Here is a 16,064-nt window from a genome sequence, read left to right as displayed (position 1 = left end):
ATCAAACAATTTTATTAATAGCCAAGTAAACTCTAATTAGTTTGAAAAATAAAAGGGTAGAAAAACAGATACAATATCTGCTTCTACCCCTTTTTGTTCATTTTCTTATGGAACTAACGGGTGCTTGAGTTGAACAGTGAGGTTGCTACGGCAATCCCATTTCTTTTTCAACAAACGGGCAGGATAGTGGAAGAATGTTTGTTGACTCTAGTTAGAGATACTTGATAATATAGTTGCATGAAATTGTATATAAAAAGGATGACTATCATGAAAAAAGCAGTGGAAAAAGCCTCCTAATATAAAATTAAGTATATTAGGAGGCGTTGAATATGAAATTCAATTTTATTAATCGTGACAATTGGTATCGAAAAGAATACTTTGAACACTATTTACAGCAACAAACAACATTCAGTATAACGAATGAAATTAATATTACTATTCTTATTAAGAACTTAAAGAAAAAGAATTATAAGTTATATCCTGCGTTTATTTTTATGGTTACAAAAATAGTTAATTCTCACAGAGAATTTAGAACTAGTTTTAACTCAGAAGGTAATTTAGGTTATTGGACAGAGATTTGCCCTTCCTATACCATTTTTGATAAGAAGACGCACACATTTTCTGGCATCTGGTCACCAAATTTAGCTAATTTTTCTGAGTTTCATTCTCAATATGAAAAGGATGTAGAAAATTACACTGGTACGGGTAGTTTATTTCCAAAAACACCTATACCAGATAATAATATTCCGATATCTATGATTCCTTGGAGTTCTTTTACAGCATTTAATTTAAATATTAATAATAGTGGAGATTTTCTCTTACCAATAATAACTGGAGGGAAATATTCAAAAGTAAATGATGAATTATTCCTACCTGTCTCTTTACAAATTCATCATGCTGTTTGTGATGGTTATCATGCAAGTGTTTTTATGAATGACTTACAAAGACTTGTTGATGAAAGTGCAGACTGGGTTTAACTGGTCATTGGAGGATAAAACCGAGGGAACTGTGTGTAACAGTTCCTTTTTTAATAGAAATACTTAAGTTTGTGAATAAATGCATTTAAACTACTATGGAAGTACAAAACAATGAAAATCAAAAAAAGACAATGCTAAAGTAGACCCAGCAATAATAATTTTTAAAAAAGCTGAGCCTATAATTAAACCTCATGTCGCATTATCAGTATAACCACAAAAAACCTACTTTCATTCTCTGTGGTGAAGCGATGATTTTTCGATTCATGGGTGGCTAACGGATAGCAAGAGTTGAACAAAACGTTGTTTCGGCAGCGTTTTTTCTTATTGAGTTAAATGGCAGGGAGTTGAAGAATATCCGAAGAAAAAAGCACCCTTTTTACAAAGGATGCCAGCATTTAGTTATTTCATTTGGCTTTAACACTCTTCTTTTGAAATCAATAGCTTGCCACTCTATGGATTTTTCATTACTAAAAGTGATCGTCACTAAATCATTGGGAGGACCGTGAGCACCTTCAAATGTTGTCACCTGCACGGTGACATTAAATAAGAAAGTGCCTATTGGCAACTTCTTAATTTGGGTTATTTTACCACAATTATTTTGTTTAATTTCACCATATTGCTTCTTCAATTCCTGTTGAATTGAGGGATACAGCATAATGAAAATCAAGTCATCACGCAACTGTACATCATTTTTAGTTACGGTTTCAGCTTTAACAGGTGAATAAGAGAAAAGGGTTAAGCAGGCAATAAATATGAAAATGCTTTTTCTCATAAAAATCCTCCATTCCAGGTTTCTCTTATAATTAACACTTAAAGAAAATCTTATTAACGGGTGCTTGATCGAAAAAAGGTAAGGTTGCCTACGGCAGCCTTTTTCTTATTGCTCTCTAACGATTCAGTTTAATAAGATGCATAAAATAAACCTCATTTCTGAGGTTTATGGCTTAAAATTCAATAATCCCAAGAATTTGCTTGTATTGCCTTGAAATTTAAAGAAATATGGTTGGTTCTCATTGTCAAAAACCAATAAATATGGATTTTCTTGAACAGGAAAAATAATCATTACTTCATCTAAAAGGTCATTGAACCATTGATTTTCAACCGTAACATTAGGTTCTAAAGGGATTTTTATCACAAACCCATTATTAGGATATGGGTTCAATTTCACGTAAACCCCTGTTATTCCTTCAAGAAATTTCTCTACTTCTTGTTGTAAATCGGGGTTTTTTTGAACATTTTTTATAACTTTACCTTTTTTTATATCGATAATTTGTATTTGATGATTAGTTTGAGCCATAGCATGGGTTGTATATAGTATAAAAATACAAAAACTTATTAAAACCTTTTTAATCACTCTAATCACCTCAAAGGTATTTTCCCCAATAATTAAGGTGGTATTAAAATGTCGATTATGTAGCAGCAATTTTGAGTTTGTGAATAATTGTACTTAAACAAACGGGGTGCGTTAGTTCAACAAGCTTTTAGCAGCAATCATAATCATTTTCTTGTTCTTCCGCAATCGGGCGCGTTTATTTAGGAACGCGTCTTTTTTATTTATAGGGCCATATTGCGGATTAAGAGAAGTAATTATTAGACAGTAAATCGAAATAACAATCAGTAACAATAATCGTTAAAGATTGAGAGGTGAAGAAATGGATAACCAGAGAATTATTGGACAAACGAAAAGCGTTGGATTTCAAGTAGGGGTTAGAAGGACTTTCCCTATCTCGCAGGAGAAAGCTTGGGAGCTTATTACTTCTGAAGAAGGGTTTAATTTATGGTTGGGGGAAAGTACTAGCATTATTCTTCATCCAGGTCAGAAATACATTACGAAAACAGGGTCAGGTGAAATCCGGGTAGTTAAGCCGTTACAAAAGATTCGCCTAACTTGGCAAAAAGAAGACTGGGAAAGACCGTCTACAGTTCAAGTCCGTATTATATCGAAAGTAAGTAATAAAACAACGATAAGTTTTCATCAATAGAATCTTTCGGACAAGAATGTTAGAGAAGAAATGAAAGTATATTGGGAAACAGTTCTAGAGGGAATAAGGGAAAGGTCGCAAAATTCCGTTTAGAATACAGTTTTAATAGAATTGAATATTAAAGGAGGATATAGGTGATGAATCCATTTAGTCACATCGACCTTAGAGTAACTAATCTGGAGAGAGCCTTGCCTTTCTATGAGAAGTTTCTTCCTGAGCTTGGATTTACTCAAACGTTTCATAGTAAAAATTGGAATGTGTTTGCTACAGAAGGAAATCTACCGAGTGTAGCTTATTTCGCTATTACTGAAGACTCTTCACACAAACCTAATGGAAATCTCATTGGATTTTGGGCGAAAGACCGCTGGGAAGTTGACAGGTTTGCCCAACTTGTTAAAGAAATTGGTGGTAAGATTACCAGTGGGCCTAAAATATTTCCAATTAGCGCTACTTATTATGCTTTTTATTTTGAAGACCCCTGTGGAAATCAATATGAAATTGTCCATCGTTTGAACTAACAAAATGTTAAGGCTCACTATATAAGGAACAATCCTTGATACTAACGGTTGAGGATTATTAATTGAACAATACCAGCTATTATGAGCTTCTTGTTTATTCAAGAAAAGGGCGCGTTTATATAAGAACGCGTCTTTTTCGTGTATTGGGCCATATAAAGGAATGAGGATTTTTGAGTTAAATGAAATAGTTAAGAAGGAATTTAATTCGTCTATCATAAATTTATATATTTCTAATTCCTTTAAAGATTACTTATACCCAATAGGAGTTATATGTAATTTTATTACATAATCAAAATTCAATATACCTTTCTTGTTGAACCAATTCCTATAAAATTCTCAGCATTACAATAATCAATCCAATGTTCAATTAACTCTTTATACACGCTATCTCCCACTTAACACTCTATAATAATTATTTAACTAATCAGCTATGCAGTTGTACAATTAAAGTTCCATAATTATAAGTTCAAATAATTGGAGGTGAATATATTTGAGTTTTTATATTTACACAAGACTCAATCTATTTATTTATTGTTAAATGGTATACTTGATATAAAAGAATCATTGGAGGACCAATAGTATCTGTTTCACTTGCCTATAAGAGAAAATTAATCCAATTGGATGATGTGCTTTTGGATACAGGTTACTTAGTTGAAGGCAAACAAAAATATATTGTAGTTAGCTTTAATTAAGCCAAATAAAATATAAGGGTTTCAGGTGAAAAATGAAAACATATAAATTTATTAAAGTCTACAAAAACAACAATAACTATCGGTTATCATTTAACAATCTAGCTAAAAAGACCTTTGGTATTGATTTTGAAGAGTGGTATCAACAGGGCTCTTGGAATGAAAACTATATATGCTACAGCTATGTTAATAATAATGAAGTGATTTCTAATGTTTCGCTCAATACAATGGAACTGATCATTGATGGGAAAATACAGAAGGCTATCCAGATTGGAACGGTAATGACTGATCCTGAATATAGAAGACAAGGATTAGCATACCAGCTGTTAAGTAAAGTACTTGCAGATTATGACCATCTATATGATTTATATTTTTTAGCAGCTGATGCTGAGGCAGTACCTCTCTATCAAAAATGTGGTTTTACGCCCAATGATGAGAACCAATATGTTATTGATCTAAAAGGATACCAGCTTATCGATGAACCGTTAGAAAAATGCATTGTTCCACCAAATATGATGCTAGAAATTAAAAAACAATCTCAACCTCATTCAAATATTTTATCCGCGCGAGGCGATGAGCATGTTCTGATGTTCTACTATACATTAGGTTTTAGGGACTTAGTCCATCGACCGCAGGATGATGTTTATACTATTTTTAAAATAGATGGAGATCAGCTGCATCTATATGACATACTTTCACCAAGGAAAGTAGATTTACAGGAACTTGTTGAGCTAATCACTCCGAAGAATGTGAAAACAGTAGTCTGTCACTTTACACCTGATCAACCTATTAAAAATCTAAAAGTAGCAGTAGATACATCTAGCAATTGGATGATCCGAACAACCACTAACAAAGGCTTTCCGACACTCGCCCGATTTCCTAGGATATCTCAAACATAAAACGATTAGACATAACCTCATTTCAATCCGTCATGGGGAACCTTATCATAAGTAAGTGAGGTTTTTTACGATGTCAAAAAAAGCTGAAATATACAAGTTAATTGATTAAGCTGTGTATATTTCAGCTTAAATTAGTTAAGAAGTTATTAAGTGAAAATAAAGTTGTTAAATTACAATAAAGTCGTTTAAAAACAAATAAAGTTGTTTAAAAGATGGTACGAAATTGAATTTTCATACCATCTTTTTTTAATTTCCTTGTATAATAAAAGGAAGAATATTTCGATATTTGTTTAGTTAATAATAGGCAGTTATTTTAATCAATGAAACTGATCTCGAGAGGTGAGCAACATGATTTTAGTCAGTTCTTGTTTAGCTGGAAATCCAGTAAGATATAATGGTACAGCTTGTTTAGATAATACAATTCAAAAATTAATTGCTGAAAAGAAAGCAATAGCTGTTTGTCCTGAACTACTAGGTGGTTTTAACACACCAAGAGAGCCTGCTGAAATCTTAGGTGGGAATGGTTATGATGTTTTAACTGGAAAAGCTAAAGTTATAGAACGTTCAGGGAATGATGTGACGGAATTGTATATAAACGGTGCTGTAAAGACATTAGAGATAGCACAAGAAATGAAAGTCACTCATGTGGTCTTAAAAGAATATAGCCCCTCTTGTGGAAGTAAAGAAATTTATAATGGAGAATTTGTTGGTGAAAAAGTAGCTGGAGTTGGAGTAACGACAGCTTTATTGAAAAGGAATGGGATTCAAGTGATTTCTGAATGTGAGTTAGAGAATTTAAAGGATGAAATTTAAAAATAAGGGGCATATTCTGAACGATTCGCTCTCCGAAAATTAATCTACTTTATTATTTCTTCAAATTAAAGATTACAACAAATAAGATTTATTTTTAAACATCTTTAAAACCACCTACAAATTAATCTAGTAGGTGGTTACTACATTTCACGGGTTTAAATTAAACAACTTTATTATCTCTGCACAGAAGTAATTATATAATTTTTTTTATTGATTCTTTGTGACGACAATTGCTATCTTTGTCTAGGCATCGTTTGCCTGTTCTTTTTTAATGCTTCTCCATTCATCTTTTACTGAATAGTTTAAGAATATAACTAATTAGTTGAGGTGAAATATGGATTTCAATCATTTACGGTATCTTGCGATAGGCGATTCCCTTACTGTGGGTATCGGTATTCCGTTTTTGGACCCTGGGTTTGTTGAATATTACAGATGTCAAAGCCAGCAAATTTTAAAAAAGCGTATTTCTTATCAAAAATATGCAAGGTCAGGAGCAACGACAGAGGATGTTTTAACTATGCTCAATGCCCCGATTGTTACGGAAGCTGTAAATTGTGCAAATATCATCACGATAACAGCTGGAGGGGATGATTTAATAAACGCTGCTAAAGGATTTTTAATAAATAAAAACGAAGAAAGTATATCTCATGCTATTAAACAATCAGGGAATAACATCTCAAAAATATTAGAAAAAATTCACCACCTAGACAAACAAGATAAATATATTTTACGCTTAATGAATTTATACAATCCATTTATCGAAATTCCTATAGCAGATGAGGCGATTAGAGCGTTTAATTCATTGATTAACAGTTTTGGTCGGGAATTGAATGTTAAAGTAGCTGATATCTATAGTGTATTTAAGGGGAATGAAAAAGTTTTATTATCATCAGGAGGAGTTCATCCTAATAGTAGGGGATACTATCAAATGGCATTAGCTTTTAGTAGGCTCGGATATTCCCCGTTATAGGGCTAAAGGCTGTAAGTATAATCTAATCCTTTTTGTTTTATGAGCTATTACTTATTATTTTTCTAGCAAAAGGCTGAGCATCATCGTCAGCCTTTTGCTATTTTCTATATTCAACAATCGGGCGCTATCCTTGAACAAGGATAAGCGCTCATTTTTCATTTAAGGGCCATATTCTTTAATAACAAACTAATATCAAAATTGGATATTAATGTTAAAATATAATAAAGCTTGTTAGGAAAGTAAAGAAATTATTCAGATATTTGAAAAGAAGGAAACTTTATAAAAAAATACGGATTCCGGTACGGGAGGGAAATATTTGAAATAATGATATATTTATTTGGTTACTGCATTAATAATAATTGTTTTAGGAATTACTTTTTTTCTAAATAAAGCAAAATATTCATCCTTCCTAGAGCTTGTTCCGAAAGAAGAAATATCTAAAATAGATAGAACTGTAATTGAAAAATATTTAGATAATACAGACACAGACATTTCCATAACGGATAAACAGTTAATAGATAAAATCTTATATGATTTTTCTCAAATGAAATAAAAAAAAGTAAATAACCCAACTACTGGAACTAAGATATATGATATTAGACCTTACCCCAGTGATATATTCGGTATAAGCTTTTTTGAACAAAAATATGTATGGATAAAAAATAAATATAACAGTGATTTCTATGAAATAGTCAATGAGGAAGAACCGTTAATAACTATTAAAAATGAAGAATAAGACTGAGATTTTCTGATGAATAGGACTGAATATTTTAACTTTGATCTTAATTGAACGGAACAATAGACAAATAATGATAGGACCCTTTGCGTTATTATTATATTTCACAAACGGGCGCATTTCTTTAGCAAGAAAGCGTCCTTCTTTATGGATCGGGCCAGATTGTTGTAAAGGAGTGTGTTTAGGTATTAAAAAGTCAAGAGACGCTAAAGATTTAATAGATAGTTTAATACCAATGGGAATGATTTTTGGTTGTGCTATCGGTGTAATTTTTGGCATGTTTTTCAAACCAAGCTTTCTAGTATTTACAGTTAGTTTAGGAACTGGAATAGGCTATTTATTTGGAGTTATTGCTTTTGGAATTTATAGTAAGAAAGGAAAATCATAGTTTGGGAATTTGAATAACAGAACTATATTAGAAGCATGCTGTATTTTTATAAAGAGTTCCGTTGTAAGGTGCATTTTGAAAATTATAAGCTAAAATGACGTACAATTTGGCAAAAAAAAAATTGCCCTATAAAAATTAAAAACCTCGTCGAAAAATGACGAGGTTTTTAACTTGAATTGAATATTAGCCACTTGTTCAACAATCCACTCGGTAGTGGATTAACAATAAACTTGATCTACAATAGTTCCATAAATCTAATTTAATAAATTTTGAATAAGTTGGAATTTCCTATCTCTTCTGTTAGGTCCGATTTAAGAGACGAAAAGTTGTCATCCAATAAACGATGTATTGTCCTACGCCTAACGCTCCTATACACAATATCGGGACGAATATATTTTGGGAAAACACAAAGCAAATGATGGTAACAACGGGGATTGCAAGACTGTAATAAATATTGACATTTCGACAAGCCTTAAAAGTTACCCATTGTTGCCCTTCATCCATTTCTCGAAATTCGTACGGAATAAAACTATTCAATTTACTTTTGTTTTGGGGATTTTTATTGTTATACAATTTAATAAGTATAGTCCAAACAAACGCTAAAATAAAAGATATCCAAGAAAATAATTTAGCCAATAAAGCCTGTGTATTTATTAGTGATAGTACCAAAGAGGCAGTGATAAAAATTAGTAAATTATTTTAAACGTGGAATTTTGGCTTATGCGCAAGATCTTGATGAAACTGCCGAATAACAAATAAAACAGATAATTTAAATTAATATGCCTTTGAGAGAAGCGGATGGTTAGCTGAACATGATACAATGAATTTGAAAGGCTTGTTAAAAAAATAAAGGATTTGCTAATTTAAGGAGGGAATGGAATGTTTACATCAGTAAATGATTTCTTAAACGAATGGAAACAAGAAGCAGCTTCTACCCAAAAAGTGTTGGATGTGCTGACGGATGAATCGTTGAATCAGGAGGTTTCTCCAGGATTAAACAGCATTGGAAGCCTAGCTTGGCATATTACTGGAGCAGCTTACTACTTTCCTTCACAGGTTGGATTAAAATTTGAGATTCCTGATCTTCAAAAAGAGGCACCGAAATCAGCTGCTGAAATCAGCGAGACATACAAAATAGTAAGTCAGCGGTTAACACAAGCATTTTCTGAACAGGTTTCAGATGAAAAAATGAACAAAATGGTGAATTTATTTGGAATGGACATGCCAGTTCAGGCTGTTTTCCGTCTGCTAATTCAACATCAGGCTCATCATCGCGGACAATTGACTGTCCTTATGAGACAAGCTGAATTGACAGTTCCTGGCGTATATGGTCCTAGCAAAGAAGAATGGGAAGCAATGAATGCTCAAAAGAGCTGATATCGTCATGATGCAAAAAAGCCGGCGCCTGCCGGATTTTTTGTACTATCTGAATTTATTTCATTTCTTAACTCAGTTTGCGGACTGAATCCGTTTTTATATTCATTATAACAAAAATGATATTCAAGAATCGGTCGCGTTTATTTAGAAACGCGTCTTTTTCGTGTATTGGGCCAGATTGTGGAGAATCATTTCCTAAGAAAATTAGTTGTATTTATTAGAAATATAGACGATTTTGTGAAATAAATAGGAATATTTGAAAGAGTGTCGAAACTTGTTAATATACCCGAAGTAATTCAACAAGCGTAAGAAGGATAGTAAATTTCTAATCAACACATTTAGAGATAAAAATAAGTAATTTACCACGAAATTGAGGTAGTAGAATAATGGAAACCTCGAAGTTTAAGAAAGTATATCTTATATAACTTATTGCTTTGCCATTTTGTTTTATATAAAGGAGTTCCTATAATATGAAAAGAGGTAAAAAGATAATGGTTTGGCTTTTAGGCGTAATTGTTTTAATAGTTTTATGTGTTATGTTATGGTTTAATCTTTCTTATTCGCCTACTAAATCGGAATTCAAAGAAATAACAAGTAATCAAATATCAGAAATGCAGCCACAAAATGGACTTTTTACTATTGAGGATATTTCGAAACTACCATCACCAGTTCAAAAACATTTTCAATATTGCGGATATATTGGCACGCCAAAAATGTCCAATATGAAAGCCTACTATAATGATGTTGATTTTGTGTTATACCCGGATAAACCAAAGCTTAAGATTAAATACATCCAATACAACTTTGTGGATGAGCCGGCAAGAATTGCCTTCATTGATACAAGTATGTATGGTGTCCCTTTTGAGGGAATGGACACATACCAAAATGGCATTGGTTCTATGAAGGGCGTTATTGCTAAGGCTTTTACTTTATTTAACCAAAAGGGTGAAGGAATGGATAAATCAAGTCTTGTTACCATCCTTAGTGAAAGTCTCTTAATGCCTAACCTTGCGTTACAAGACTATGTTAGTTGGGAAGAAATTGATGAAACCCACGCAAGAGCAACTATTACATATTACGGAATATCAGCAAGTGGAATTTTTACATTTGATGATAATGGAGCAATGATAATGTTTACTACAGACGATAGAGAAAATACCGATACAAATGGTAACATTCAAAAAGTAAAATGGTCAGCAATTTGTGGTGGTTATAAAGAATTGAACGGAATAAAGTATCCTACATCTTTACAAGCTGTATGGCACTATGAAACAGGAGACCTCGTATATTTTGATGGTAGGAATATCGTTATTAAATATGATGTTGCAAACTAAAGCTTAAAATAGAATGTCCAATTTCTTTATTGAAGTAACGGGCGCATTCCTTCATGAGATTGGACCAGCTAAAAGAAATAAATTTGGGAGAATGGGAAGGTCAGATTCAAGAGGAAATTGAGAAGAAAGATCCAGAACGATTCGAATCTTTCTGGAAAACTCCACATCTATTTAAACTAAATTCTGGTGAATCTTTTGCTGAAGTTCAGAACAGAGTACTACCAGAGCTCAAAAATATTGTCAGAAATCATATTGGAACGAACATATTAATTGTAACACATACCGTTGTTGTAAAAATATTAATGGCTTATTTTGAAGGGAGTGCTTTATCAGATTTATGGAATCCTCCTTACATTCATCCAGCATGTTTGTGTAAGGTAGAGATCGAGGAAGATAAACAAATCATTTGTCTCCATGGGGATATCTCACATTTTAAACAACAAATAATTGAATCATACTGAAGTTGGTAACATTTGTACTGTAGGCACCTATGCTGGTAGTTTCACATATTGTAGGGTCAATAGCCATTATTTTGGTACCTTTTAATACTTTTGATGAATTATCATAAACTGGATAGGGGTAATTGAATGAATTAGGCGAGGAAAATAATGTGTTAATTTCCTCTGGTTAGTTGACATTTTGTTCCAAAGGTATATAATTTAAGTAATTAAGTAATTACTTAAATGAAGGGAGGAAAATTTATTGTCGATTAACGAGTTGTTTAAAGCATTATCTGATGAAAACAGAAGAAAAATTCTAGACCTTTTACGTTTTGGAGATATGACGGCTGGAGACATTGCTAAACATTTTGATATTAGTAAGCCAGGGATTTCACAACATTTATCTGTATTAAAAAATGCTAATTTGGTGTATGCATTCAAAAAAGGTCAGTATGTTTATTATTCATTAAATTCTACAGTGTTTCAGGAAGTAATGAAGTGGATCATTCAATTCAATTCAAAGGGGGAAAAATAATGCTGAAAAAACTCGGTATTGGTTTCTTAACGGTTATAAGTTGCGGTCTGAGTCTATATTTATTTGTTTCAAATGTAAAAATGGATGAAATAAAGTATGGGTCAGGTGAAGTAATCCTATTTAGCATTCCTTTAACAATGATATTAATTTACATTCAGCTACTTACACTACCGAAATTAATTAAACATCACAACTATGCTAGATTAAAAAATGGCATTGATAGTATTATTTTATCTTTGACCGTTATCCTTTTTTCTCTGCATATTGGATTACTTCTTGTTTCTACTGGGACAGATTTCGACTTATTACAGTTAATTCCTATATCTATAGGAATTGTTCTGATCACCACTGCTAACACACTTCCAAGATTCCAACTAAACATACTTGAAGGTTCCCCAAACTTAATTACCGAAACCAATAAATTATGGAATATAGTGCTACGTCCGGTTTCTTTTCCTCTTTATTTCGGGGGTTTACTAATGTTACTTTGTGTATTTCTTGAAGGAAAATTGATGTTAATTTTTTTCTTCGCAATTCTTCTTTTCACGTTAATTGTTTCTATTTTACGTTCATATAGAGCTTATCAGCTTCATTTAAACAATAAATAAAGGTAGTTAGCATCCTGATTTTAGTCTACATTAGTCCAATTATACAGCGACTAGACAGGTGCCATGATCTAGGTAGGATTAAGGTACTTTATTGTTATATCTTGCTAATGTCAAGAGACCGTTAATAAATTGTGAATACATTCACTTAAACTATTCTGAAAATAACAATTTTCATTTATTTGATGGTGCCGCAGCGCGGCATGGATGTCTACCATGAAAATAAATCTCTTCAAGAATAGGAAATGACAACACTAAAGAAGACCCTGCTCAATCGTTTAAAAAAAGAAGAGAGCGTTAATTAATATGCCTATGTATTAGGGTTGACTGGATTAGGTCAATATCAATATTTACACTTCCTTCCATTTTCATTCTTTGTGTTGCAGCGACGATTTTTCCGCTGCATGGGTGGCTAACGGGTGGTTTTTCTGTAATTAGCAGGGACGCTTTTTTACTATCATATGCATTTCTTCAATAAGAACTTGAAACGATCTTCAACAATCGGGCGCGATTATTGAGTAACACAGGTAGAAAATAATAAAACTTTTTTAAAAAATTGAAACTTAAATCTGCTGGATAAGAATCCATTTTGGATAAAAATCTTTTTTCAAAATGGGTTCTTTTTATTTATCATAATATAAGGGTTTGTGAGGTATTTTTGATCAAACTTTATTTTAAAGCAACCTTTGTTAAAAGAACGAGTAAGTACCAAGCTAAAGATTTAATAGCGTTGCGCGTGTGATTTAGTCAAAAAGTTGGACTAATACCAGCGAAGCTGCTATAGACCACAATAAGCAATTTTATGAACGCAAAATACTTAATTTACAATGAGAATTAGGTAATTGGTTGTAACGAAAACGGCTTGTTCTAAATCATTCTTTAACATGTGACACATTACTTTTTTATTGTTAGCTAGATAAGGATACATGTATAGGGTCTTGATAAAGTATTTATTTACTTATGTATCTAGAGCATCATTATATCGAAGGCTATCAGAGGATAATTGTTAACCATCCTTATTCCAAAAAGAAAAAATTATGAAATAATAATTAATTCGACTTGACCATTACGTAACGTAATGGTTTATTATGGAAATACCGGTAATAGATGCGCGCGAAACGAGGGGATGATTATTTCCAAGAAGAATAACTTGAAAGTTGGAGAACTTGCTAAGTTGACAGGATTAACAATTCGGACTTTGCGTTATTATGACCAAATTGGTTTGTTTTCTCCATCAGACTATTCAAAAGGAGGGTATCGACTATTTAATGAGTCAGATCTTTTACGATTACAGCAAATTCTTGCCTTAAAGGAATTAGGACTATCACTAGAGGAAGTCAAATCTGTTCTAGACAAGGATGATTATAATCCAGCAGAAGTAATATCTCTTCAAATAAGTCGTCTGAAGGAAAATATCAGTAAGCAGCAAAAATTATTAAAAGAACTACAAAATATTTCAAGTCTTATGCAAATAAACAAACCTGTAACGGTTGAAGATTTTACAAAGTTGCTTAGTTTGATGAAAAAAAGTCATCAATCCTATTTTATTGGAAGACAAAAGAGCATAGAGAGCCATTTAGACCGACTCGGCAATTTTCTTGTCAGATATCCGAATGATTCAGAAAAAGGAGGAACAAATAATGAATAATCGATTTGCTACGCATGATACCTTTGTTGTGGAAAGAGTTTATAATACCAATCGTGATCGTGTTTTTACGGCATGGTCCGACCCAACTATAAAGTCCCAATGGTTTCAGAAGGCCGAAGAATTTGACTTTCGTGTAGGAGGACGGGAGAGTAACTCAGGTGGGCCACCAGGGGGACCTGTTTACAGATTTAACGCACGATATGAGGAAATTGTACCGAATCAGCGCATTGTCTATACTTATACCATGGATATGGGTGAAACACGTATTTCTGTATCGGTGACCACTGTTGAATTTAAACAAGAGGAATCGGAGACTCGGTTGATATTTACTGAACAGGGCGCTTTCTTCGATGGTCATGATTCGCCAGAAGCCCGAGAACATGGTACGAAGATCATGTTGGATAAGTTGTGTGAAGTGTTGAAACACGAATCTATGACGGAGCAAAATCAATGACAGTGATTCAAAAGAAGGCAGACGCTAAGGATTGGCTTGGTCTTGCTGTCTTGGTCTTTGCCAGTTTGCTTGTGTCCATCGATTTATTTGTACTTGTTCTAGCGCTACCATACCTAAGTATAGACTTAAAGGCTAGCAGTGTTGAACAAATATGGATCATGGATATATATGGATTCATGCTTGCTGGATTCCTAATTACAATGGGCACACTTGGAGACCGCATCGGCAGGCGCAAGTTGCTATTGATTGGGGCATCGGCGTTCGGTTTCGCATCCGTTCTGTCAGCTTTTTCTATAAATCCTGTGATGTTAATTATGTCTAGAGCTTTGCTCGGAATTGCTGGGGCAACCATTGCTCCTTCCACGTTAGCTCTGATTAGCACCATGTTCTCCGATTCTAAACAACGTGGAATTGCTATTAGTATTTGGATGGCCGGATTCATGGGAGGGGCCGCAATAGGTCCGTTGATTGGCGGCATTCTACTGGCGAATTATTGGTGGGGGTCGGTATTTTTGCTTGGTGTACCTGCCATGATCGTGTTAGTTTTGCTAGGTCCATTACTTCTACCTGAATACCGTAATACAAATGCCGGTCGGCTCGACTTATTTAGCGTTTTCCTATCTTTGGCTTCTATTTTACCATTAATTTATGGTTTCAAGGAAATAGCTAATTATGGGTGGAATCTGTTGAACTTCTTGTTAATCCTGGCAGGATTGGGGATCAGTGTCGTTTTTGTAAAGCGACAACGTATGTTAACAAACCCATTGCTCGATCTAAGACTGTTTTCAGACCGAACCTTAAGCACAGCGGTAGGAGGACAACTGGCGGGGACCATGCTCATGGGTATCATCATGCTGCTTGTCACGCAGTACCTTCAGTTAGTTAAAGGGCTTCCCCCCTTACAAACAGCTTTATGGATGCTTCCTGCAGTGAGCGCACAAATGATTAGTTTTCTTGTATCCCCAATAATTGCACAAAAAATTCGTCCTGCCTATCTGATTGGGGGAGGACTTGCGGCTTCTGTAACAGGTCTCTTATTGCTTTCTCAGGTGGAAATGAATACTGGATTGACTTTATTAGTAGCCGGTTATGCTCTCACCAGTTTTGGCTCAGGTCCATTGATGACATTATCTCCTAATATGATTATTGGATCAGCGCCACCTGAGAGGGCAGGATCAGCTGGTGGGCTGTCGCAGACTAGCGCCGAATTTGGTTTCGCATTGGGACTCGCTGTTTTAGGTAGTATTAGTACTGCTGTATATAGAAATCGGATGGCCGACTTAATTCCACAAGAACTACCGAATAGAGCATCACTAATAGCACGGGACAACATCGCAGGAGCAATAAAAGTTGCACAAGATATTCCAAATTCATTAGGCCATTCACTGCTAACCATAGCACGGGAAGCCTTCACAATTGGTATGAACACTGTTGCAGGAGTAAGTGCAGTCCTACTGCTTGTTGTAGCAGTAATCATTGTGACCATGCTTAGACACGTAAATCTAAGCAAAGGATCTACGGATAACTAGAATAGCAGTTAATAAATTAACTAAAGCCTAATTTCTCGGTGTTGTAATCGTGAACTGCCCCGTAAATGTTAGACACCAATCTGACGTTTACGGGGGTTTTTTTATGGCCAAATTTACAGCAGAAGATAGAATACAGATTGTTTTACGGTATGTAAATGGGAACGAAGCTA

Annotated in this window: 19 protein-coding genes; 16 read left to right on the top strand and 3 right to left on the bottom strand. The window is 33.8% G+C overall.

What is annotated here, in order from left to right:
* The first annotated feature begins 329 nt into the window (after nucleotides 1-329).
* A complete protein-coding gene (gene catA, locus M5A78_RS24200; protein ID WP_248737830.1) occupies nucleotides 330-977 on the top strand; it encodes a type A chloramphenicol O-acetyltransferase in 648 nt (215 codons plus the stop codon).
* Nucleotides 978-1,353: 376 nt separating this feature from the next.
* Here catA and M5A78_RS24195 read toward each other — a convergent pair whose 3' ends face one another.
* Nucleotides 1,354-1,749 carry a DUF3888 domain-containing protein gene (locus M5A78_RS24195; RefSeq protein ID WP_248737829.1) on the bottom strand — a complete coding sequence of 132 codons (396 nt, stop codon included), beginning with the start codon at nucleotides 1,747-1,749 and terminating at the stop codon, nucleotides 1,354-1,356.
* Nucleotides 1,750-1,914: 165 nt separating this feature from the next.
* Nucleotides 1,915-2,331 (bottom strand): hypothetical protein, encoded by a 417-nt coding sequence (locus M5A78_RS24190; RefSeq protein ID WP_248737828.1) that lies wholly within the window; start codon nucleotides 2,329-2,331, stop codon nucleotides 1,915-1,917.
* Nucleotides 2,332-2,629: 298 nt separating this feature from the next.
* On the opposite strand from M5A78_RS24190, the gene M5A78_RS24185 reads away from it, so the two are divergent.
* From M5A78_RS24185 to M5A78_RS24155, 7 genes are all read left to right on the top strand, one after another.
* A complete protein-coding gene (locus M5A78_RS24185) occupies nucleotides 2,630-2,959 on the top strand; it encodes an SRPBCC family protein (protein WP_248737827.1) in 330 nt (109 codons plus the stop codon).
* A gap of 137 nt (nucleotides 2,960-3,096) precedes the next feature.
* Complete coding sequence (locus M5A78_RS24180; protein WP_248737826.1) at nucleotides 3,097-3,477, top strand: VOC family protein; 381 nt, start codon at nucleotides 3,097-3,099, stop codon at nucleotides 3,475-3,477.
* A 724-nt stretch (nucleotides 3,478-4,201) separates the two neighbouring features.
* Entirely contained in the window at nucleotides 4,202-5,065 is an 864-nt protein-coding gene (locus tag M5A78_RS24175) for a GNAT family N-acetyltransferase (RefSeq protein ID WP_248737825.1), read from the top strand.
* A gap of 348 nt (nucleotides 5,066-5,413) precedes the next feature.
* Nucleotides 5,414-5,878, top strand: a complete 465-nt coding sequence (locus M5A78_RS24170; RefSeq protein WP_248737824.1) for a DUF523 domain-containing protein — start codon at nucleotides 5,414-5,416, stop codon at nucleotides 5,876-5,878.
* A 334-nt stretch (nucleotides 5,879-6,212) separates the two neighbouring features.
* A complete protein-coding gene (locus M5A78_RS24165) occupies nucleotides 6,213-6,848 on the top strand; it encodes a GDSL-type esterase/lipase family protein (protein ID WP_248737823.1) in 636 nt (211 codons plus the stop codon).
* 337 nt (nucleotides 6,849-7,185) lie between these two features.
* On the top strand, nucleotides 7,186-7,401 hold the full coding sequence (locus M5A78_RS24160) for a hypothetical protein (RefSeq protein WP_248737822.1): 216 nt from the start codon (nucleotides 7,186-7,188) through the stop codon (nucleotides 7,399-7,401).
* 223 nt (nucleotides 7,402-7,624) lie between these two features.
* Nucleotides 7,625-7,972, top strand: a complete 348-nt coding sequence (locus M5A78_RS24155; protein WP_248737821.1) for a hypothetical protein — start codon at nucleotides 7,625-7,627, stop codon at nucleotides 7,970-7,972.
* 300 nt (nucleotides 7,973-8,272) lie between these two features.
* On the opposite strand, the gene M5A78_RS25080 is transcribed toward M5A78_RS24155, so the two are convergent.
* Complete coding sequence (locus M5A78_RS25080; RefSeq protein ID WP_406603748.1) at nucleotides 8,273-8,659, bottom strand: hypothetical protein; 387 nt, start codon at nucleotides 8,657-8,659, stop codon at nucleotides 8,273-8,275.
* A gap of 192 nt (nucleotides 8,660-8,851) precedes the next feature.
* Here M5A78_RS25080 and M5A78_RS24150 point away from each other — a divergent pair, with 192 nt between their 5' ends.
* The 8 genes from M5A78_RS24150 to M5A78_RS24115 all read left to right on the top strand — a co-directional run bounded on the left by M5A78_RS24150 (nucleotide 8,852) and on the right by M5A78_RS24115 (nucleotide 15,894).
* On the top strand, nucleotides 8,852-9,349 hold the full coding sequence (locus M5A78_RS24150) for a DinB family protein (RefSeq protein ID WP_248737820.1): 498 nt from the start codon (nucleotides 8,852-8,854) through the stop codon (nucleotides 9,347-9,349).
* Nucleotides 9,350-9,819: 470 nt separating this feature from the next.
* Nucleotides 9,820-10,683, top strand: coding sequence for a DUF6544 family protein (locus M5A78_RS24145; RefSeq protein WP_248737819.1), 864 nt, complete (start codon nucleotides 9,820-9,822; stop codon nucleotides 10,681-10,683).
* Nucleotides 10,684-10,736: 53 nt separating this feature from the next.
* Nucleotides 10,737-11,144: a histidine phosphatase family protein gene (locus M5A78_RS24140; protein ID WP_248737818.1), complete on the top strand. Its 408-nt coding sequence runs from the start codon at nucleotides 10,737-10,739 to the stop codon at nucleotides 11,142-11,144.
* Nucleotides 11,145-11,385: 241 nt separating this feature from the next.
* The gene (locus tag M5A78_RS24135) at nucleotides 11,386-11,658 is read left to right on the top strand and encodes an autorepressor SdpR family transcription factor (protein WP_319942333.1); all 273 of its coding nucleotides are present in this window, start codon (nucleotides 11,386-11,388) and stop codon (nucleotides 11,656-11,658) included.
* Entirely contained in the window at nucleotides 11,658-12,266 is a 609-nt protein-coding gene (locus M5A78_RS24130) for a hypothetical protein (RefSeq protein ID WP_248737817.1), read from the top strand. The genes M5A78_RS24135 and M5A78_RS24130 overlap by 1 nt, the downstream gene beginning before the upstream one ends.
* Nucleotides 12,267-13,389: 1,123 nt before the next feature.
* On the top strand, nucleotides 13,390-13,911 hold the full coding sequence (locus M5A78_RS24125; RefSeq protein ID WP_248737816.1) for a MerR family transcriptional regulator: 522 nt from the start codon (nucleotides 13,390-13,392) through the stop codon (nucleotides 13,909-13,911).
* Complete coding sequence (locus tag M5A78_RS24120) at nucleotides 13,904-14,365, top strand: SRPBCC family protein (protein ID WP_248737815.1); 462 nt, start codon at nucleotides 13,904-13,906, stop codon at nucleotides 14,363-14,365. The genes M5A78_RS24125 and M5A78_RS24120 overlap by 8 nt, the downstream gene beginning before the upstream one ends.
* On the top strand, nucleotides 14,362-15,894 hold the full coding sequence (locus tag M5A78_RS24115) for an MFS transporter (protein WP_248737814.1): 1,533 nt from the start codon (nucleotides 14,362-14,364) through the stop codon (nucleotides 15,892-15,894). The genes M5A78_RS24120 and M5A78_RS24115 overlap by 4 nt, the downstream gene beginning before the upstream one ends.
* Nucleotides 15,895-16,064 lie beyond the last annotated feature (170 nt).

It is taken from the genome of Neobacillus rhizosphaerae, from assembly GCF_937468385.1.
GTDB classification, from domain to species: domain Bacteria; phylum Bacillota; class Bacilli; order Bacillales; family Cytobacillaceae; genus Neobacillus; species Neobacillus rhizosphaerae.
This window is presented reverse-complemented; position numbering and strand designations above follow the sequence as displayed.